14 protein-coding genes and 1 pseudogene are annotated in these 19,408 nt (G+C 67.4%); 8 read left to right on the top strand and 7 right to left on the bottom strand.

Annotated features, from left to right (window positions below):
- The first annotated feature begins 38 nt into the window (after window positions 1-38).
- The 4 genes from lipB to ACZ45Z_RS29080 all read left to right on the top strand — a co-directional run bounded on the left by lipB (window position 39) and on the right by ACZ45Z_RS29080 (window position 3,091).
- Window positions 39-854, top strand: a complete 816-nt coding sequence (gene lipB, locus ACZ45Z_RS29095; RefSeq protein WP_468368509.1) for a lipoyl(octanoyl) transferase LipB — start codon at window positions 39-41, stop codon at window positions 852-854.
- A 129-nt stretch (window positions 855-983) separates the two neighbouring features.
- Window positions 984-1,934 carry a lipoyl synthase gene (lipA, locus tag ACZ45Z_RS29090; protein WP_468368506.1) on the top strand — a complete coding sequence of 317 codons (951 nt, stop codon included), beginning with the start codon at window positions 984-986 and terminating at the stop codon, window positions 1,932-1,934.
- A 211-nt stretch (window positions 1,935-2,145) separates the two neighbouring features.
- Window positions 2,146-2,373, top strand: coding sequence for an SCO2195 family GlnR-regulated protein (locus tag ACZ45Z_RS29085; RefSeq protein WP_468368503.1), 228 nt, complete (start codon window positions 2,146-2,148; stop codon window positions 2,371-2,373).
- Between the two features lie 10 nt (window positions 2,374-2,383).
- Complete coding sequence (locus ACZ45Z_RS29080) at window positions 2,384-3,091, top strand: DUF4191 domain-containing protein (RefSeq protein WP_468368500.1); 708 nt, start codon at window positions 2,384-2,386, stop codon at window positions 3,089-3,091.
- A 245-nt stretch (window positions 3,092-3,336) separates the two neighbouring features.
- On the opposite strand, the gene ACZ45Z_RS29075 is transcribed toward ACZ45Z_RS29080, so the two are convergent.
- Window positions 3,337-3,804: an RDD family protein gene (locus ACZ45Z_RS29075; protein WP_468368497.1), complete on the bottom strand. Its 468-nt coding sequence runs from the start codon at window positions 3,802-3,804 to the stop codon at window positions 3,337-3,339.
- 247 nt (window positions 3,805-4,051) lie between these two features.
- Here ACZ45Z_RS29075 and glnA point away from each other — a divergent pair, with 247 nt between their 5' ends.
- A complete protein-coding gene (gene glnA / locus ACZ45Z_RS29070; RefSeq protein WP_468368495.1) occupies window positions 4,052-5,461 on the top strand; it encodes a type I glutamate--ammonia ligase in 1,410 nt (469 codons plus the stop codon).
- Window positions 5,462-6,087: 626 nt separating this feature from the next.
- On the opposite strand, the gene ACZ45Z_RS29065 is transcribed toward glnA, so the two are convergent.
- Window positions 6,088-6,672 (bottom strand): hypothetical protein, encoded by a 585-nt coding sequence (locus ACZ45Z_RS29065; protein WP_468368492.1) that lies wholly within the window; start codon window positions 6,670-6,672, stop codon window positions 6,088-6,090.
- A 388-nt stretch (window positions 6,673-7,060) separates the two neighbouring features.
- Here ACZ45Z_RS29065 and ACZ45Z_RS29060 point away from each other — a divergent pair, with 388 nt between their 5' ends.
- Together ACZ45Z_RS29060 and ACZ45Z_RS29055 are read left to right on the top strand one after the other, a co-directional pair.
- On the top strand, window positions 7,061-8,044 hold the full coding sequence (locus ACZ45Z_RS29060; protein ID WP_468368490.1) for a hypothetical protein: 984 nt from the start codon (window positions 7,061-7,063) through the stop codon (window positions 8,042-8,044).
- A gap of 765 nt (window positions 8,045-8,809) precedes the next feature.
- Window positions 8,810-8,989 (top strand): hypothetical protein, encoded by a 180-nt coding sequence (locus ACZ45Z_RS29055; protein ID WP_468368487.1) that lies wholly within the window; start codon window positions 8,810-8,812, stop codon window positions 8,987-8,989.
- 248 nt (window positions 8,990-9,237) lie between these two features.
- Here the strand turns inward: ACZ45Z_RS29055 and ACZ45Z_RS29050 are convergent.
- From ACZ45Z_RS29050 to ACZ45Z_RS29035, 4 genes and pseudogenes are all read right to left on the bottom strand, one after another.
- Window positions 9,238-10,037, bottom strand: a pseudogene (locus tag ACZ45Z_RS29050) (IS630 family transposase); the annotation flags it as partial.
- The gene (locus tag ACZ45Z_RS29045) at window positions 10,034-13,750 is read right to left on the bottom strand and encodes a hypothetical protein (protein WP_468368485.1); all 3,717 of its coding nucleotides are present in this window, start codon (window positions 13,748-13,750) and stop codon (window positions 10,034-10,036) included. The pseudogene ACZ45Z_RS29050 and the gene ACZ45Z_RS29045, both read right to left, overlap by 4 nt.
- Before the next feature lie 1,218 nt (window positions 13,751-14,968).
- Window positions 14,969-15,463: a hypothetical protein gene (locus tag ACZ45Z_RS29040; RefSeq protein WP_468368483.1), complete on the bottom strand. Its 495-nt coding sequence runs from the start codon at window positions 15,461-15,463 to the stop codon at window positions 14,969-14,971.
- 91 nt (window positions 15,464-15,554) lie between these two features.
- Window positions 15,555-16,085, bottom strand: a complete 531-nt coding sequence (locus ACZ45Z_RS29035) for a hypothetical protein (RefSeq protein WP_468368480.1) — start codon at window positions 16,083-16,085, stop codon at window positions 15,555-15,557.
- Between the two features lie 540 nt (window positions 16,086-16,625).
- On the opposite strand from ACZ45Z_RS29035, the gene ACZ45Z_RS29030 reads away from it, so the two are divergent.
- Window positions 16,626-17,495 (top strand): Fpg/Nei family DNA glycosylase, encoded by an 870-nt coding sequence (locus ACZ45Z_RS29030; RefSeq protein ID WP_468368569.1) that lies wholly within the window; start codon window positions 16,626-16,628, stop codon window positions 17,493-17,495.
- A gap of 67 nt (window positions 17,496-17,562) precedes the next feature.
- Here ACZ45Z_RS29030 and ACZ45Z_RS29025 read toward each other — a convergent pair whose 3' ends face one another.
- Window positions 17,563-19,371: a choline/carnitine O-acyltransferase gene (locus ACZ45Z_RS29025; RefSeq protein ID WP_468368477.1), complete on the bottom strand. Its 1,809-nt coding sequence runs from the start codon at window positions 19,369-19,371 to the stop codon at window positions 17,563-17,565.
- Window positions 19,372-19,408 lie beyond the last annotated feature (37 nt).

Genomic DNA, 19,408 nt, shown 5'->3' with positions numbered 1-19,408 from the left:
CGCAGTCCGCTGCGACAAAGGTTCGAAGAGGAGCTGCCGTGACTGCGATCTCTCGGGGGGAGACCCCCGCACCCGAGGGGCTGCGCTTTGTCCGCCTGGGCTTCGGGGCGGACGCCGTGGAGTACGAAACGGCGTGGCAGGAGCAGCGCCGGGTGCACGCCGCCCGGTTCGCCGACGAGATCCCGGACACCTGCCTGCTGCTGGAGCACCAGCCCGTCTACACCGCCGGGCGGCGCACGGCCGACGACGAGCGCCCCCTGGACGGCACGCCCGTCATCGACGTCGACCGCGGCGGGAAGATCACCTGGCACGGCCCCGGCCAGTTGGTGGGCTACCCGATCCAGAAGCTGCCGCGCCCGGTTGACGTCGTCGCGCATGTCCGCCGCCTCGAAGACGCCCTGATCCGGGTCTGCGCCGACTTCGGTGTCGAGGCGAGCCGGGTGGAGGGCCGCAGCGGGGTGTGGGTGCTGGGCGATCCGGTCGAGCAGCGGGCCGGGCTGGGCGGTCTCCAGCTCGACTTCGATCCCCGGACGACGGACGAGCTGTTCGATCCGCGGCTGAACGGCCCGGAGTACGCGCCGTCCAACGCGGGCCAGCGCCGCGAGGACCGCAAGCTCGCGGCGATCGGCATCCGCGTCGCCAAGGGCGTCACGATGCACGGATTCGCGCTGAACGTGAACCCGGACAACACCTCGTTCGACAAGATCGTGCCGTGCGGCATCCGGGACGCGGGCGTCGCCTCGCTCTCGGGCGAGCTGGGCCGCGAGGTGACCATCGCCGAGGTGCTGCCGGTCGCGGAGAAGCATCTGCGCGAGGTCCTGGAAGGGGCCGAGCTCCTGCCCAGGGCGGTCTGACCGACGGCCCGGCGGGAATGCCACCCACTCCTAGGGGGTTGCCCCGCACGTAAAGACGTACGAATTATCGGGCGTACCCTGGTGTGCGCCGCAGAATCGAATGCCGCGATAGCAGAAAGGGGCGCCGACGTGTCCGCTGTCGCACCCGACGGACGCAAGATGCTGCGCCTGGAGGTCCGGAACAGCCAGACCCCCATCGAGCGCAAGCCCGAGTGGATCAAGACCCGGGCGAAGATGGGCCCCGAGTACAACCACCTCCAGGGCCTGGTCAAGAGCGAGGGCCTGCACACGGTCTGCCAGGAAGCCGGCTGCCCCAACATCTACGAATGTTGGGAGGACCGCGAGGCGACCTTCCTCATCGGCGGTGACCAGTGCACCCGGCGCTGCGACTTCTGCCAGATCGACACCGGCAAGCCGCAGGCGCTGGACCGCGACGAGCCGCGCCGCGTGGCCGAGTCCGTCCAGACCATGGGCCTGAAGTACGCCACGATCACCGGCGTCGCGCGCGACGACCTGGAGGACGGCGGGGCCTGGCTCTACGCCGAGACCGTCCGGCAGATCCACGCCGCGCTGCCCGACACCGGCGTCGAGCTGCTGATCCCGGACTTCAACGCCGTGCCCGAGCAGCTCGCCGAGGTCTTCTCCTCCCGCCCGGAGGTCCTGGCCCACAACGTCGAGACCGTTCCCCGCATCTTCAAGCGCATCCGCCCCGGCTTCCGCTACGAGCGGTCGCTGGAGGTCATCACCAAGGCGCGCGAGGCGGGCCTGGTCACCAAGTCCAACCTGATCCTGGGCATGGGCGAGGAGCGCGAGGAGATCAGCCAGGCGCTGCAGGACCTGCACGACGCGGGCTGCGAGCTGATCACGATCACGCAGTATCTGCGTCCCTCGGTGCGGCACCACCCCATCGAGCGCTGGGTCAAGCCCGCCGAGTTCGTGGAGCTGAAGGAGGAGGCCGAGGAGATCGGCTACGCCGGCGTCATGTCCGGCCCGCTGGTCCGCTCCTCCTACCGCGCCGGGCGCCTTTACCAGCAGGCGGTCGAGCGGCGCGAGGTCGAGGCGTCCAGTCAGGCGGTCTGAGCCGCCCGGCGCGCCGTCTTGTGAATCGTGGCACATGCTGGACCTGACGCGGCCCGCACTCCCCCAGGCCAGGGGGTGGGCGGGCCGCGTCAAGGTTTCATGGGTGTTTGACCGGCAGGTCATCCATTGGTAACACCGTTGAGTGACGATGGATGCACGCACCGCTCCCATACCGTCCGCTCAGCCCGACCGCCCCGAGGGAGACCCCGTTATGCAGGCCGCGCCGCTTCGCGCCACCTCCCGCCCCACCGACCGCCCCAGCCCCTCCGTCACCGGTGCACTGCGTGCCGTCGAAGCCGTGCTGCTGGGTGGCGGGCAGCGCACCGCCCGCCGCAACGCCTGGACCTCCGTGCTGGAGGACCGCCGCCGGGCCAAGGACCGGCGGGAGGCCCAGTACGTACTGGAGGCCGCGGCGACCGAGCGGCCGCAGGCCACGTAAACTTCGCTGTATGGCGAGGAAGGCAAACTCAGACGGCGCTGCCGGCGCTGAGAACCCCGGGCGGCTCAAGCAGATCGCCCTGACCTACAAGATGACCCGTCGGGTCGACTCCAAGGTCGGTCTTGTCGTCGCTGGCGTGGGCATCGTCGTATTCGGCGTTCTCCTTGCCATCGGCTTCGCGATCGGCCACCCCGTCTACGCGGGAATCCTGGGCTTCGTCCTGGCTTTCCTGGCGATGGCGATCGTCTTCGGGCGGCGTGCGGAGCGGGCGGCGTTCGGGCAGATGGAGGGCCAGCCGGGTGCGGCGGCCGCCGTGCTGGAGAACGTCGGCCGCGGCTGGACGGTCACTCCGGCGGTGGCGATGAACCGCAGCCAGGACGTCGTGCACCGCGCGGTCGGCAAGGCCGGCATCGTGCTGGTGGGCGAGGGCAACCCCAACCGACTGCGCGGCCTGCTGGCCGCCGAGAAGAAGCGGATGGCGCGCACGGTCGCCGACGCCCCGGTCCACGACATCGTGGTGGGCGACGGCGAGGACCAGGTGCCGCTGAAGAAGCTGCGGACGACGCTGCTGAAGCTGCCGCGGGTGCTGCCCGGCGCGCAGGTCACGGCCGTCAACGACCGGCTGCGCGCGCTCGGCGACCTGATGAGCAACATGCCGGTGCCCAAGGGCCCGATGCCGAAGGGCATGCGGATGCCCCGGGGCGGCAAGATGCGCTGAGCGGCCCGCAGCGCTCCTCGCGAGACCCGTGACCGACCGCCGACCCCGACCGACCACAACGCCCCGGAGCGAGAAGCTCCGGGGCGTTTTGTATGCGGTGTGTACCGGGTGGGGACGCGTACCGGGGGTGGACGTGTACCGGGTGGCGACGCGGCTCGCCCGCGCCCGGCGCGTGACTCAGATCCGTACCCTCATGGGGCTCAGATCCGGGCCTCCCAGAGGTCGGATCCGGCCCCTCCCAGGGCTCAGATCCGTACCTGCACGGACTTCGCGAGGCGGTCGTGCAGGCCGCGGCCGTCGCGGTCCCAGATGACGGCCGGGATGATCACGACGAGCAGGAGCGTACGCAGCACGACCCACGGCAGGGAGATCCGGCCGCCGCCCTCCGCCACGACCCGCAGGCCCAGCAGCCGCTTGCCGGGCGTGAAGCCGACCGTGCCGACCGTCAGGACGCTGAGCACCGCGAAGACGACCAGCGCCCAGTTGCTCGCCGACTGCGCCTTACCGCCGCTGAGCAGCCCGTACGCCACGAGCATGCACAGCGCCCAGTCGATGAGCAGGGCGGCGATCCGGCGCCCGGGGCGGGCGATGGAGCCCGGCCCCTCCTCCGGCAGCCCGAGCCGCTGGCCGCGGTATCCGAATTCGACGCCCATGTCCTCGGCTGCCGCGCGGGGCCCGGAGATCCACGATCCGATTGCTTGCCTGTTGTCCACCCGTCCACGGTACTGCGACCGCATACGTTCGAATTTTCCGGGGCGGCCGGGGCAGGTCAGGAGGGCCTCCGAAGGCGCACACTGGGAGGTGGCGGCGACCGCGCGCCGGTTAACCTGGGCGAAACAAATGGGTCATGCTTGGGAAATCCCGCCTGCCTATGGTCGGGCAAGCGCGCCACCGCACATGGACGCGCTCCGAGTAGCAATCCCGCGTCCGCCGACCGGTGACCGGGCTAGGAGGAGTTGGATGTTCCAGAACGCCGATGAGGCCAAGAAGTTCATCGCGGACGAGGACGTCAAGTTCGTCGACGTCCGATTCTGCGACCTGCCCGGTGTGATGCAGCACTTCACGATCCCGGCAGCGGCGTTCGACCCGACCGAGGAGCTGGCCTTCGACGGCTCCTCGATCCGTGGATTCCAGGCGATCCACGAGTCCGACATGGCGCTGCGCGCGGACCTCTCGACCGCCCGGGTGGACCCCTTCCGCCGGGACAAGACGGTCAACATCAACTTCTTCATCCACGACCCGATCACGGGCGAGCAGTACAGCCGCGACCCGCGCAACATCGCCAAGAAGGCCGAGGCCTACCTCGCCTCCACCGGCATCGCGGACACCGCGTATTTCGGTCCGGAGGCGGAGTTCTACGTCTTCGACAACGTCCGCTTCGAGACGTCGGCGAACCAGTCGTTCTACCACATCGACTCCGAGGCCGGCGCCTGGAACACCGGGTCGACGGAGAACAACCGCGGCTACAAGGTCCGCTACAAGGGCGGCTACTTCCCGGCCCCGCCGGTCGACCACTTCGCCGACCTGCGCGCGGAGATCTCCCTGGAGCTGGACGCGGCGGGCCTCCAGGTCGAGCGCCAGCACCACGAGGTCGGCACCGCCGGCCAGGCCGAGATCAACTACAAGTTCAACACGCTGCTCGCCGCGGCCGACGACCTGATGCTGTTCAAGTACATCGTCAAGAACGTCGCCTGGCGCAACGGCAAGACCGCGACCTTCATGCCCAAGCCGATCTTCGGTGACAACGGCTCCGGCATGCACGTCCACCAGTCGCTGTGGCAGGGCGGCTCCCCGCTCTTCTACGACGAGCAGGGCTACGCCGGCCTGTCGGACACCGCCCGCTACTACATCGGCGGCATCCTCAAACACGCCCCGTCGCTGCTGGCCTTCACCAACCCGACGGTGAACTCCTACCACCGCCTGGTCCCCGGCTTCGAGGCCCCGGTCAACCTGGTCTACTCGCAGCGCAACCGCTCCGCCGCGATGCGTATCCCGATCACGGGCTCGAACCCGAAGGCCAAGCGCGTCGAGTTCCGCGCCCCGGACCCGTCCTCGAACCCCTACCTCGCCTTCTCGGCCCTCCTCCTGGCCGGCCTGGACGGCGTCAAGAACAAGATCGAGCCGGCCGAGCCGATCGACAAGGACCTCTACGAGCTCGCCCCCGAGGAGCACGCGGGCGTCCCCCAGGTCCCGACCTCCCTCCCGGCCGTCCTCGAAGCCCTCGAGGCCGACAACGAGTACCTCCAGCAGGGCGGCGTCTTCACCTCCGACCTGATCGAGACCTGGATCGACTACAAGCGCACCAGCGAAATCGCCCCGATCCAGCTCCGCCCGCACCCGCACGAGTTCGAGCTGTACTTCGACATCTAAAGGGTGGGGTTGGGTGATGGGCGGAATCCCGGAAACAGGCTGCGACCTGCGAAACACCTCTAAGTGTTTCTCGCTGATCTCCCTCGTTTTCCACCCCCTTGTGCACCGCGTGTGCACCGCCCGACCAATTCTCTGACGCGATGCCAGGAACAACAGCGGAGGCCGCTACCCCACAGGTGGGGTAGCGGCCTCCGCTGGTTTGGCGGGCCTCCTGCGTGAGCCTGCCAGAGTGCCGATGGAGGGCCAACATGCTTAGCGAGATCCCCCGCTGACCGCTGCGCCCTGGATGGGCCCGCTCGGGAACGTCCACCCGACGAATGGTGGGGCCAGCCATCAGGCGGCGAGCCCGTCAGGCCCGGCCGTAGACCCAAGCGGGCCGCACTGCCCGAGATTGAACGACGGAGGGCCCTGGCGATAGATCGCCAGAGCCCGGTCGGCCAGTTCCCAGCGACTCCAGTCCTTGCTGTTGCCATCCGCAACGATGCCGGACGGCTTGCCGCCGCGGGAGTTAGCCCGCTCGCCAGCCGGTCAGCCGGTCGTCTGGCCCCTTCCTCACAGGCTTAGCGTCGGGGGGGAGTCCTACCTCGATTCGTTCGCGGGCTGCTGCGCCACTCGCGCGGCGCACCTCATCGCGTTTCGCGATCTCCCGGAGTTGTTCTCGCCGGTGTGGCTGTTTCCGGGCCGCGAGAAGACGGATCCATGATCGGCGGCTTTGTTTCGCGGTCCTGGTTTTGCCGCTCATGGGATGCCTCCTTCTTGCGGGTGGGCTGGTTGTCTTGGGGCACCCCCCTGCCTACTGCAGCTCCGACACCATACGCGACCAGGGCGAATACCAATAGCGACACGGCAAAGTCAATATTACGCCGCTTCGGTTGGATCACCGCCTGCCTGTCGTAGTGGTAGTACTGAATTTCGTTTTCAAGCAGGACTTCGGCGGTATGGTCCTCGTGCTCCCCGAGGTACAAGACCTTCATGACGTCCAGGTGTTCCAGCGTCTTGAGCCGCTTCCGCCGCAGCGGGGGCCAGGCGAGGGGTGGACGGTCGAGCAGGGTCAGGGCTAGAAAGATCAGACTGGCGACCAAGAAACCCACGGTGATGTGGAGGCATGTTTCGTTTACCTTCCCCCTGATCAGAGGGAGTAGGACGGCCTCAAAGCCGAGCAGAGCCGCAGCCGCGACGTTGAGGGAGTCGCTGACCCTGTACTGCTCCATGCGCTGGTCGTGGACTTGTTGGAGCAACACGTGGACAGACGGCACCGGACAGACCGGCGGCGCGGGCCCTGGCTGCTGCGGAGTGGCCATCTCTTACCTCTGAGGTCCGTCACACAGTTCAAGGACTTCCAGCCTCCGGCCGCCCAACCGGCCGTGGCGACTTCGAAGAAGCATTTGGGTGATCCCCATGCAAAGGACCTCAACGAGTGCCCAAGCGCCGACCCCGACCCCGATGGGGCCTCGGTTCCCCGTCCGGCTCGTACGACCGTACTCGACGGCCCGCGCCCCCTCGCGCAGACAAATCTCATCCGCGCAAGATCATCTGAGCCGTCCGACCGTGGTGGAGAGACGATGGAGATCTGAGAAGTGAGAGAAAGAGGACGTCCCGATGCCGCAACAAGATCTCTCGTGGTCGTTGCAGCAACGCTACAACCGGCTGCTGGACGCGAATCCGCAGCTCTACAGCCACGAGATTAAATTCACCACCGACTGGATTCACAAACAGCCAGCCCTCACGGCACTTCTGCGCGAAGCAGACCTAGTTGAACCTATGCCAGACACCCGGGAATGGATCGCCGAGTTCGAGAGCGGCACTGGGCCGACATGGCCCATCAGCACCGAGGAGGGTCGCGTCTCCCTGATTTGGACGCTCATGCAGCACATCGCGGCAGCAGCCAAGGACCGACCCGATATCGGTTGGCAATATGCAGCTGGGCGCGGAGGCAGCGGGAATCTTCGCTCCGAAGTTCAAAACTTCACCCGGACAGTGTTCGAGCCTCTCTTCCTGCTGCTCACCGAGAGAATTGGGCACGAAGGGGCGGTCCTCCACACACTCTCCCGCTACGTGACCCGAGTCGAGTGGTTCGACCGCGATCAGCTCTTCAAGCGCTTCAATGAGAACCGACCCACTGGCGAAGAGGTCTACAACCTTGATCTTCAGCGCTTCCTCTTCATGGACGCCGGCTACGTGACACACGCCAAGGCGAGGTCCGCGACGGGGGAGCCCGATCTCATCGGCGAGCTGCAATCCACCGACCCGCTCGTCTGCGACGGAAAGATCTTCGACAACCAGAGCCGGGGCAAGAGCTACTTGGCCAAGGGGTTCAATCAGGTCCTCCACTACGCACAGGATCACCAGAAGCGCGTGGCCTACCTCGTCGTCTTCAACATCACCGACCGCGCACTCCAGTGCCCCACCGACGCCCCCTCGAACGCTGGACCGCCATACGTCGAGTTGTCCGGCACCCGCGTCTACTTCATCGTCATCCGGGCCGCGCCCCCCAGCGCGACAGCCAGCAAGCTCGGCAAGGCCAGCCCGGTCATCATGAGCCGCGAGGAACTATTCAACCCTCCAGATGTTGCTTACCAGTGAGCAACAGGTGACGATGCTCGGCGCCTGCCAGGGCTCTCGCAGATGCGGGCGAATTGATCAGGCGCCGTCGTACACCCAGGCCCGGCCGGTCTGTCGGTACTCCTCCACCGGGTGACGGGCGCGGTGGAGAAGGCTCGCAAGGCGATCGGCTGACGCTACCGGCTAGCCCGTGACAGAGACTCACGCGCGTCACTCGCCATCAAACAGCTCAGGCCGCCACTCCTGGATGTCCGGGTCGAGTCTTCCTTGGCATACGTCCTGGATGGCTTTATCGACGTCTCGCGACAGCAGTTGTCGACGACTGCGGGAGGCACCCGCCGACAGCCGGCAACGGAGCGATACCGGCTGCCACCTGCGCCCGTAGCCAGCGCTTTTGGCCCGAGCGCCGGACGGGCGGGCGACGGCGTCTCACCGGTCACCACCGAGCTGCCGTCCGAAGCCGTGGACATTCGGCGCGGGCAGCGCCTCCCGAACTGCCGGAGAAACGCTACTCTTCGTCACCGACAGAGCCATCCTGGAGGGCCGCCGCGTAATCGATCTCGATGGCCCGCGAGAACGCCTCAAGGACCTCCATCGGTGCGTTGAGGTAGCCGCTGCCCGGGTGGAGTTTGGGGCGGCTGGCCGTCGCGGACGATGGTGAAGCGGGTCAGCGGGCCCTCCACAACAGCCTCAGCATCGGGGAGGGATGCAGGAGCCATGAGTGAGTGGCGACTGGGCCGACACCCAGGGCATTCCCTCCGTCGCGAGAGAGACGACCACTTCGCGTTGCCCCTCTCGGTTGCTCGTGAGGGGGAGGTGGTCGCCGTCGCGGAGCTGGTGATGACGACCGTGGAGGCAGAGCATCTGCATGCCGCGCTGTGCTTCGCCCTGGATGGCAAGCGGATCCCCGACTTCGCGCCGGATTGCCGGTACTCCGTCCAGCGGGGCCCCAGCATGCGCCGCTAGACCCGTCGGTGTGCCGCCCGTCCCATCCGCTGGGGCGGGCGGCGCTGTCACGTCTGAGACGCATTACGCGGGTGGACGCAGCACCCGGTGCGGTTCCTTCTGGGCGATGTGCTGGCACTCGCCGTAGGTCATGCCGTCCATGGGCCAGGCAACGAGGTGGTGCCCGGCGAGCCACTGATGGCGAGCGGTATGCCACTGTCAGCGCGCCGCGCAGTAGTCGGCTACTGAGGTTTCAGTTCGGGGTGACATCATGGCGGGGCCGAGATGAGTCCGGTCTGGGCGATGAATCCGTCGAGCAGGCCGGGCTGGTACTGCAACCGTTTCAGGCGTGTGCGAGCCAGCGCAGCGAGTTCGTCGATGCCGCACGGAGCCAGATTGCCCAGGCTGTTCTTCAGGTGTGCCTACACGCCCTCGGCCGGGTTGAGGTCGGGTGCATACGACGGGAAACGGAAGACGGTCAGCCAGCTGCGGGCCGCGATCAGCTCGCGCATCGCGGCATCGACATGATGGGTGAAGTTGTCCCACACCAGCACGACGGACTCGCCGAGCTGCTGGTGGACCGCGTCCAGCAAGCAGGGCAAGTCCCTCTCCCTAAAGCCCTTCCTCTCACCCTTGCGGCCGTGGTGCACCAGTATCCGGAAGACGAGCCCGGGCCTGCGGCACACCACACCGGCGAGCGAGATACGTCCCGAGTCCGCGGCCCGGGCCATGACGCGGGGCGTGCGACCGCGCCGGGACCAGGTCCGTGCCTTCGGCGGCCGGAGCACCTGCCCCGACTCGTCGGCGAAGCACAGCCACGTGTCCTGGTCCCTCACCGCCTTTGCCCGTGGGGCCAGATCTCCTCAAGTCAGCAGGTCACCGCGTTCTCGTCGCGTTCGGCGGCCCGGCGCTGCGGGACCTGCACCGTCCAGCCCATCTGACGCAGGATGCGCCATGTCTGCGCCGGGCTGAAGCGGACACGGAATCGCCGCGCGATCACGGTCGCGACCCGGGCCAGCGTCCACCGCTGGTCCTCCACCCAGCCGTGCGCGGCCGGCCCCTTCTTCAGTAGCGCCTGTGGGCACCCGGTAATACTTGACGGGGCTGACGCAGAAAGCTCACCAGTTCGGGCAGGGTGCTGAATGCAAAGGGCCCGTCGACGAAGGCAGCTGGGACTGGCGCTCTCGTCACGAACAGTGCTCTGACCTCGTAGGGGCAGCCGCGCGCGACGGATGGCAGGTGGAGTGCGGAGGCCACTGCTGCGGCATGAGGAGCGAGGTCGTCGAGCTTGCGCTGCAACTGTGTGGTGTAGGCGGGCTTACCCGTGTGATCGGTATAGAAGTCGTCGAGGTGGCGGCGGATCTCCGGAATGGCGTAGACATCGGCAGGATCTTTGACCTCAATCAGCCAGATGACGGGGCGGGAGGCAACCCCTGCGACCACGTCAATCTCGGTGGCTAGTGATGGCACGCCCAACCGCTGCGGGTCCTGCTCTCCGATGCGAGCTTCCACGGAGAAGCCGGCTGACTTCAGAGTCTCTTCTACGTCTCTTTCTAGCGCCTTGTTCTTCCGGCCCCGGATGCCCTGGAGCGCGACGGCGATAGGGCCGGGAGGCTCAGGTCGGGTCCATGGCAGCTGCCCCTGCATCAGGTTCCGGAAGTAAGCCCCTGCAGAAGCCAAACACAAGTGGGGTGCAATGACGAGGGAACTGTTGGTGAGTTCGGCTACTGGTTGGACAAGCAGCCGCCGCTGCCTACTGCGCACATGCCATGGCTTCCAGTCCGCCGCCTCCAGGGCCGCTGACGTGCTGGTGAGCATGACCAGTGCGGCTGCTGCCCGGTCCCGCCCGTTGGGTGCGTCCTGATGCCCCAGCGTGGTCACTTCCAGCAGGTAGGCAAGGACGTCATCAGGTTCGGCGACGGCGGCGTCGGGGTCACCAGGGGTCAAGGGCCAGTGGACAAGAGCGAAAAGCACGGTGAACAGGTCGGTGGCGGTGACGCCGAACGCGCTGTGCATCGCAGTGTCCAGATCAGCCGGGACCGCAGGAGGGTGGATTCCCCCGTCGCTTCCTTCCGCCTCCGCGGACGTGATCGGTGGGGCCTCAGTAGTCGCGAATTTGGAGACGTGCTGGCCCACGGACTGGGCCGCCAGCGCCCGCTGAAACGCCTCGAAGTCCAGGTGGTAGACACGGCCGCTGCCAGCACTGTCAGTCGGCAGAGTGGTGGAGATGTCGGAGGCCGCGGTGATCTCGTACGCGTCGGTAACCTGCAGTGCGGTAGGCCGGACCTGATGGTGTACCCCCTCGCTGCGGGAGGTGGCTGCCAGGTAAGCGTCGGCTGCGGCGATTACTTCCATCCAGGCGAACTGGTCCACCGGCTGGGTTCCGGTGGGCCGTTCGCGCAGTGTGGCCTCGATGACGATCTGGTTGCAGAGCCGGAGCAGCAGGTATTCCTGCTGAAGTTCGGACTGGCGTTGCACGGGATCCCAGGACAAGGTCAGGGTGCGGGCGGTCTGTTCCAGTTCGCGGAGGAGCCGGTTCTTCGCAGCCATCGTGCGTTCGATCTGCTGCATGCCGACGGCAACGAGCTCGTCGGTTGAATGTGCGGCGAGTCGACGGGTGAGTGCGTCCAGGGCTGCAGGGGCGAGCACGCCATTGTCCAGTGCCTTGGCCTCGGTGCCGGTGTACGTGCCAGGGGTGATGCCGGAGGCGCGGACAGTACGGGCGATTTCCTGATTCACAGCCGAGAGCAGGGCGGCGTCGAGTTTCCAGGGCGGGCGTAGGTCGGTGCGGGCGGTCGGGGCCTGCGTGATCCTTACCGTGAGGGTGGGACCGGCGGCCTGCCAGGCGTCCGCCAACATGCTGGCATCAGCAGCCGGGATTTCGGCGGCTACTAGCAGAGAGCGGATGGCGAGTGCCATGGTGCGGCAGGTGGCGTCGATGTCCGCATCGGTCTGGGCTGCGAGGGCCTCGCAGCCCACGACGAAACGGGCGTGGACTAGGGGACCGTGCGGGCCAGGGCGATGCTGGACGTCGGTCACGGTGATCGGATCGGCCGCCTCTCCCTCGGCGTCAGGTGAGGCGGCGGGCAACTCGATGAGGTAGCCGGCCGTGCGACTCTTGGCATGGGCGGTCTGCCACTGGGCTCGCACCAGGTCCAGACCGAATGCGAAGGAACGGGCCAGGTCATGTAGGAGACGATGATCACGGTCGGTCCAGGATGGGTCCGCGCAGCGAAAGGCCACCGGGACGGTACCGGTGTGAACGCACCACCCGTGCAGGTCGGGGCGGTGGTGCTCCGCAGAGCTGGATCCTGGATTCTCCTCATCGGCCAAGGAGGATTCGCCAGTGCTGGCTCGCACGGCGGCCAGCGGCCATTGGTATACGCCAACCGGACCGTAGCTGGGCGGGTCCAGGGCGTGCCAGTCCTGGACAGCGGACAGGCTGAGCACAGCCAGCGACCGCTCCAGGTCATAGAGGTCAGCGTTGCGATTCCATTCCGCATCGCTGTGGTGCGGAGAGAGGAAGATGATGGGGGTCTGCCCACCGGAGAAGAGCGTTTTGCGGTTCGCGCGCCACCACTCCCACACGTCGAAGGTCTCCCATGCGAACATCTCCGGCCTAGTTGGGGCGGCGAGCTCACGGCAAAAGGTGAACAGGTCGCTGTCGGCGTCTGCGGTGACCGCGATCCACAGCAAGTCTTCCAGCGACATGCTGGCTGTCCCTGGGTTCTGGGGGATCGCCACATGCCCCGATGTCGCCACCAGCAGTAGGGGCACGACCTCAATCCCGGCATCGAGGATCAGCGTCCCACCACCGGACATGGGCACCTGGACCGGGGCACCGGAGTTGGCTCGTGCCTGCTCAGCGATACGTGCCGCCACAGGAGGCCCGTCGAACCGCAGCCCGTCCTGGTGCAACCGAGCGAGTAGCTGGACCAGGATGGCTCGGCGAGGGCCGAACATCACGATCCACTGCACGACGTTACCGGGCGACACCACTACGCCCTCAGCGGCGTCCGGGTGTCCAAGGACCAGATCGGAGAACCGCCATAGGGCACGCCTAGCATGGTCGGCTGCCAATTGCGCGAAGCGCCGATTGGCAGTCGGCCATTTGGCGGCACGGCGGGCCAGCTCGCTTACCCCCTGCCCGGTGACTTCGGGCAGGAAGGCCAACGGCAGCCAGAACCTGCCTACGGATCCGGCACTGGTAGTGGGCAACGAGACGGCCAAGTAGCGGCCGAACGTGCTCAGCGCAGACTCAGGCCGGTAGGGCATCTGTCCCTCTGCGGCAGTCGCCCAAGCGAGTGCCGCACGCAGGTCGGAGGTGGCGGACAGCGCGGCGGGCAGTGGCATGTGCAGCAGTTGGTCAGCCGCTTCCAGTTCCAGGTCGGTTAGAATCGCAGGTCCAACACCGGGTAGTTCGCCGATAGGCCACGATGGCTCCATCACGCCGACTGCGTGATCGGTGTAGCGCAGTGCGACCTCGGTGTAGTGGGCCACGCCGAAGCCCAGCTCGGGGACCAGGACCGGGTCGGTGGCCTGGGCGACCCTCTTCCAGCGTGCGGCATCGGCCACCGGCCTCTCGACCTGCCCGGGGAACAGCCGGAGTACGTCATGGCCGAGACGGGCAAGAACCAGCCGACGCGGATCTACAGGCACGAAGTCCTCGATGCTTGCCAGACGCGGTTCCTCACGTCGGCACGCGTCGAGCAGACCACCGAGTTTCACAGCATTGGCCACCCCACCCGGCTTGTGCACCGATTTCAGAGCACGGTCCAGCAAGTAGCCAACCGAAGACCACCGATGCCGGACTCCCGGACTCGCCCCCGCCGCAGTCAGCAAGACCAGCGCGCCGTCGGAGCCCAAAGCAGTCAGGCGCCGCTCCGCACTCTGCGGAAGCGTCCGGCCTGCCCGTCTCTTGCTGCCACTCATCGTCGACCTCGCCACTTCCCCCACATAATGATTGTCGAGTCCACCGCGATATCCCAGTCGATCTCTCCCGCGGCATCGGCTGCTGCCTAGACATGTTGGAGCTACGTGTTCTCCATGAATATTGCTCCTGCGCCAGGCCCGATGCTCTCGTCCGGCGCTACGGGCGGGGCCGGTCATCGAGGCCAGTTTCGGCTGATCAGCCGTCGGCTGTTACCCGAGCAGTAGCCACCACGCCATCTTCCCCGTAGTGCGGTAGCTACTGAGAAATCAGGGAGACGATCTTGAGCAGAGTGGCCGTCGCAAGACCGCGAACATGCTGCGATCGGTAGCTAACTGAATGTAATCGACCTGATCAGTCGTCGTCCTCTGCATCGAGCTCCTGACCAAGGGCCTCGACATCAGTTCCGTCGAAGCCTTGCAGAACTACTCCTGCTCGGCCGTCGCCAGGACACCGCGCCGAAAAACGTCGTGCAACGGCCACCTCCCACGATGTGCACCGGTTGTGCACCAGCCCGTTCGCCAGCGGAGAATCTGTGCAGTCAGAGCCTCATCGAGCTGTACTTCGACAGCTAAGAACGTCACAGGTCAGAGTGGGTTTTCGCGCTCCTGGGCCGTCTGTGGGCCGTCGGCCGTGTTCTTCCCTCATCGGAAGGCGCGGCCGGCGGCTTTTTCGCGCCGTCGATCTTCGTTCCCGAGCTCAGGTCTCGTTGACCTGCTCGCACCCCTCGTGAAGGGCGCGCTGGATGGCCTCGGCGACGTCGGCCGGAACTCGGGCAAGCGGTGTTGACGAGGTGCTCGGACGCGCCCCGGTCAGCAAAGACTTTGGTGGTCTCACGAGGGTGAACACGGCGCCGAGGCATTTCCGGTATGACCGAGTCCGAAGGCCAGAATATTGATGGATGAAGCCTGCTTACCCCGAACCGATATCGATGCAGCGAAGACGCCATCGCAGCGCTATCGCGCGACTCTGTGAGGTTCATTGGCTGACACGGAAATTTACCGTGCCGGTCGAGGAATGGCGAAAAGGCCGGGTTAAGATTCGGTGAGGGGCCCGATCAGTTCGTGTCCTCAAGCCTGGCTGTCGCGTTGCTTTTTGCGGTCTTCGAGTTGTTTGACGACCACGTTGGCCAGGGCCACCAAGAGGGTGGCCAGCAAAGCGGGGAGCCAGGGGTGTTGCACGGTCAGTCCAGGCGTGAAGGACGAGACGAACAAGGCGGCAAGGAATGTCGTGGCCGCTGACAAGCCCGTTTCTATGCCGCGTTTCCTTCTCCCGGAGACGGACGACAGGCGCAGCCCGAGACGTAGCGGGTAGAGGAAGATGCCGGCGAGCGGCCCGCAGGGCAGACACAGTGCGGCGCCCCAGAGCAGGGGGCCGACGCCGTCGGATTCGATCAGGCTGCGGGACAGCACCGCGACGACGAGGACACCCAGCACAAGAACGAGGGCCACAACGGCCGCGACGCCAAGACCCAGCCCGGTCATGCCGAAGGCGGCCAGCACTTTGTCGCGGGGGGACAGGGAGGCCCAGGTGGACTCCTCCTCCGCCCGCTGGTGATCCTTCACTGCGCACTCCTCCCTGCGGCGGAACGATGATGCGGGGTCCCCCCGCGCCGAAAGCGCCGGGGGGACCCCCGTGAGGTCAGTTACCTCAGAGTCAGAGGGCGACCATCATGATGGCCTTGGCGATGTCGTAGGCGACGTCGGTGGGAACGCCTGCCTTCACCATGGCGACAGCCAGAGCGGTCTCGCTCCACCCCTCGACCTCCTCGATCGCGTCCGCGATCTTGTTACCGTTCCGGGAGATGAAGGCGCCGCTCTTCTTGCTGACCTTGCCGACGATCTTTCCCGCCCAGCTCCCGCCGTGGCGCAGACCAGCGACAATCAGCTTGCGTACGATCGTGCCCATGCCCAGGGCGCGCTTGGTGCGCTTGTGGGCGTCGGGGTTTTCGAGCTGCTTGGCGTACTCCTCGAACTCCCGGATCTGCGTTGCGTCGGCGCCGTCGGCCCGCATGCGGGAGACGAGGTCGCGGACGTCCGCGGCGGTCGGCTTCAGCGACTCGGCCGCCTGGGTCGCGGCCGCACGGTCACGGTTGGCCTCGACTGCGCTCGCGGCAGGGGCGGCGACGCCGACGACGACGACAGTCATGGCAGTGGCTGCGGCTATGCCAAGGGAATTGTTCTTCACGTGCTCGTTCCCCTTGTAAGCAGGGGGAGAGGTATACGGGCACGCCGCTTGGCGTGGAACTTGGCGTGGAACTTGGCGTGGAAACTGAACGGCCCCGTTTTCCTACTTCCCCCTGGCTTTCCCCGGCCGCCGCGGTGGTCTGACCGAGCGGCACAACGACGTCAACTCACACCATTCGCGGATCCAAAACGCGAGACCGTGAACAGGTACACCTGCGAGTGAGTTACGGACGTACCCGATGCGCCCCGCCGCAAGCAATGGATCCGGCGTGGCGGTTGAAGCTCCGTTCCCCATGTCAGACCGTGGTGCGCTTCGTTGGGCGGTGAATGCGTCAACAGCACGGGTCCTGCTGTCAGCTCGCTTCCATACGGTCGCCGCCATTAGTGAGGCAATAGCCCATGACCGCGAGATGCGCCGACAGCTCCGCACGGGATCCAGCAAATACCCAAAGGCTTGAGGTGTGGCTGGGGCGCGGCCCGGCGGGTGGGTGGGGGGGCTCGGTGACGGGTGGGTTTGGGTGGGGTGGGGCAGACTGGGGTTATGCCTGAATTGCCTGAGGTGGAGGTGCTTGGTCGGTTTTTGGGGGAGCGGGTCGTGGGGAGGGTGGTGGGGCGGGTGCATCCGGTGGCGGTGCATGCGCTCAAGACGTATGAGCCACCGGTGACGGCGTTGGAGGGGCGGGCGTTCGAGGGGGTGAGCCGGTGGGGGAAGTTCCTTGATCTGGGGGTGGGCGATCTGCATCTGGTGATGCATCTCGCGCGGGCGGGGTGGGTGCGGTGGAGTGATCGGCTGCCGGCGGCGCCGCCGCGGCCCGGGAAGGGGCCGCTGGCGTTGCGGGTGCGGCTGGAGGGGCCCGAGGGGGCGGGGTTCGACGCGACCGAGGCGGGGACGCAGAAGCATCTGGCGGTGTATGTCGTGCGGGACCCGCAGGAGGTGCCCGGCATCGCGCGGCTCGGGCCCGATCCCCTCTCGGAAGGGTTCACGCTCGCGGTGTTCACCGAGCTGCTGCGAAGGGAGGAGCGTCGCCAGATCAAGGGCGTCCTACGGGATCAGAGCGTGCTCGCCGGGATCGGGAACGCGTATTCGGACGAGATTTTGCACGCGGCCCGGATGTCGCCGTTCAAGCCGGTCGCGAAGCTCTCCGAGGAGGAGGTGGCCCGGCTCCACGCAGTGATCGGGGCGACGCTCGCCGACGCGGTGGAACGGTCGCGGGGACTGCCTCTGAAGGAGCTCAAGGCGGAGAAGAAGAGCGGGCTGCGGGTGCACGGGCGGAAGGGGGAGCCCTGCCCGGTCTGCGGGGACGTCATCCGCGAGGTGTCGTTCAGCGATTCGTCGTTGCAGTACTGCGCGACGTGTCAGACGGGGGGCAAGCCGCTCGCCGACCGACGCCTCTCCCGCCTGTTGAAGTAGGTAAGGGAGAGAGAGGAGATGGGAGAGGGGAGGGCCGCCGCCCGGGTGGGGGCGGCCCTCGCGGGGGTCAGGGGTGGGGGTGTTCGGTGGTGAGGAGGGCTCGTAGTTCGGTTACCGCGGTGCGCAGGTGGGTGGCGAAGGTGTGCATCTGGTCGGCGACCGGGCGGGGGGTGCTCAGGTAGACGTTGAAGCGGTCGGGGAGGAGGACGTAGGCGACGCCGATGCAGCGGCTGCTGGTGGAGCCGAAGCCGAAGTACTGGATGTGGGCGGAGGGGGCGGAGCTGGTGCTGAGGTAGTCGTCGCGCAGGGTCAGCCAGCCGGGGGTGCGGTAGAGGGCGGGCTGTTCGGTGAGGCCCAGTTCCGGGCCGCGGCGGCGCTGGATCAACTCCAGTTCCCACAGGTGCTGTTCGGGCGCCTGGCCGCTCTGGCACTCCTTCGCGCGCCGCACGTGCTGGTCCGCGGCGGCACGGAAGGCGGCGCGGCGGGTGTCCGCGTCGGCTCCGGGGTCCTCCATCGCCGCCACGAACTCCTGGATCTGCGGCGTGACGACGCGCATCGCCTCGGTCCGGCCGCGCCGGTACTGGCGGGTGGCGATGGATTCGTAGGTGGCGCCCAGCCTGCCCTTGGCGCGCTGGTGGGCGAGCTGATAGGCGAGCTGGACGAAAGCGTCCGGGGAGACGCGGAGGGCCTTGGCGGTGGTGGCGCCGAAGTCCTCGAAGGAGACGGTGCGGGTGGCGGTGGCCTCGCCGTAGGCGGCGAACGCGTCGGCGGCGGAGTGGATCCGCTCCCGCAGGGCGTCGTTCAGCTCGAAGGTGATCGGCTCCAGGGCGGGCCGGCCCTGGGGGCGAGCCCCGGCGCGGCGGGCGTGTTCCTCGGCCGGGGTGGCGAGGAGGGCGTCGACGAAGCTGAGGATGGTGGTGCCGTCCAGCTCGCAGTGTTCGACGTTGATACCCGCGCGGCCGTCGGCGAACACGATCAGCGAGACGGCCTTGTCGAACCAGCGGTTGCCGCGGTCGCCGTAGAGGAGCTGGTCGCAGGCGTCCTGGGTGTCGGCGGGCGCGAAGTCCTCCAGGCAGAGACAGAACAGGGCGGTCTCGACGTCGTCCAGCGCGTCGGCGTTGCGGGGGTGGCAGGCGAGCAGGTCCTGGCGGGCGGCCGCCCATTCGGCGCGGGCCATGGTCGTCAGGTGGCCGACGGGGGCGTCGCCGGCCGGCTCCTCGCCGGCCTTCGTGATCGCGCGCAGGCCCGTTTCGAGGTCGTCCAGGCTGTGCGGGACGCCGTCCGGGCCGAGGACGTCGAGCCGGAACATGGTGCCGCGGAAGAACACCACGATGTGGCGGGCCCGGGAGGGGCCCGGCCAGGCGTCGGTGTAGGGGGCGCGGACGGTGTCCTGTTCCGCGCCGGGGATGCGGGTGGTGGAGAACAGGAACTTGTTCTGCTCCATCGACTGGGGCTGCCCGCGCTGCACGATCGGCTCGATCAGCTCCTGGTCGAGCCGCCGCTTGTAGTGGACGGCTCCGGCGATGAGCCCGGCGGCCCGTTCGAGCTGGGGCCGGTCGCTGTCCTCGAAGAGGAAGAAGAAGTTGGCGTTGAGCGCGATGCGGTCGCGTCGGCCCAGGTAGCGGTACGGCCAGAAGGTGTCGAGCCAGCTCTGCACGCCGTCGGTGGCGTCGTACGCCTCCAGTGCCGCGTGCAGCGCCCGGCCGGGCCCGCCGGGCCGGAGGAAGGCGGCCACCTCCGCCTCGGTCGCGGCCCGCTCCTCGGCGGTCAGCAGCGGGGCGCACCAGGCGAGAAACCTCTCGCAGCTCGCCTCCAGTGTGGGCAGCGGCACGCGCGGCAGGCTGTCCTCACGCGCGAACGTCGGGAGTGCTGCCATGTCCTGACTGGTCTTCAATTCTGTCTCGATTCAGATC

It is taken from the genome of Streptomyces sp. NPDC031210, assembly GCF_055570395.1.
The sequence above is the reverse complement of the archived record's forward strand: the minus strand, read 5'-3'. Positions and strand labels throughout refer to the sequence as shown.

Bases quoted from the DNA above. Each gene is read 5' to 3' on its own strand.
- ACZ45Z_RS29085 (WP_468368503.1), top strand. From the start codon at position 2,146: ATGCAGGCCGCGCCGCTTCGCGCCACCTCCCGCCCCACCGACCGCCCC.
- ACZ45Z_RS29080 (WP_468368500.1), top strand. From the start codon at position 2,384: ATGGCGAGGAAGGCAAACTCAGACGGCGCTGCCGGCGCTGAGAACCCC.
- glnA (WP_468368495.1), top strand. From the start codon at position 4,052: ATGTTCCAGAACGCCGATGAGGCCAAGAAGTTCATCGCGGACGAGGAC.
- ACZ45Z_RS29065 (WP_468368492.1), bottom strand. From the start codon at position 6,672: ATGGAGCAGTACAGGGTCAGCGACTCCCTCAACGTCGCGGCTGCGGCT.
- ACZ45Z_RS29060 (WP_468368490.1), top strand. From the start codon at position 7,061: ATGCCGCAACAAGATCTCTCGTGGTCGTTGCAGCAACGCTACAACCGG.
- ACZ45Z_RS29030 (WP_468368569.1), top strand. From the start codon at position 16,626: ATGCCTGAATTGCCTGAGGTGGAGGTGCTTGGTCGGTTTTTGGGGGAG.
- ACZ45Z_RS29025 (WP_468368477.1), bottom strand. From the start codon at position 19,371: ATGGCAGCACTCCCGACGTTCGCGCGTGAGGACAGCCTGCCGCGCGTG.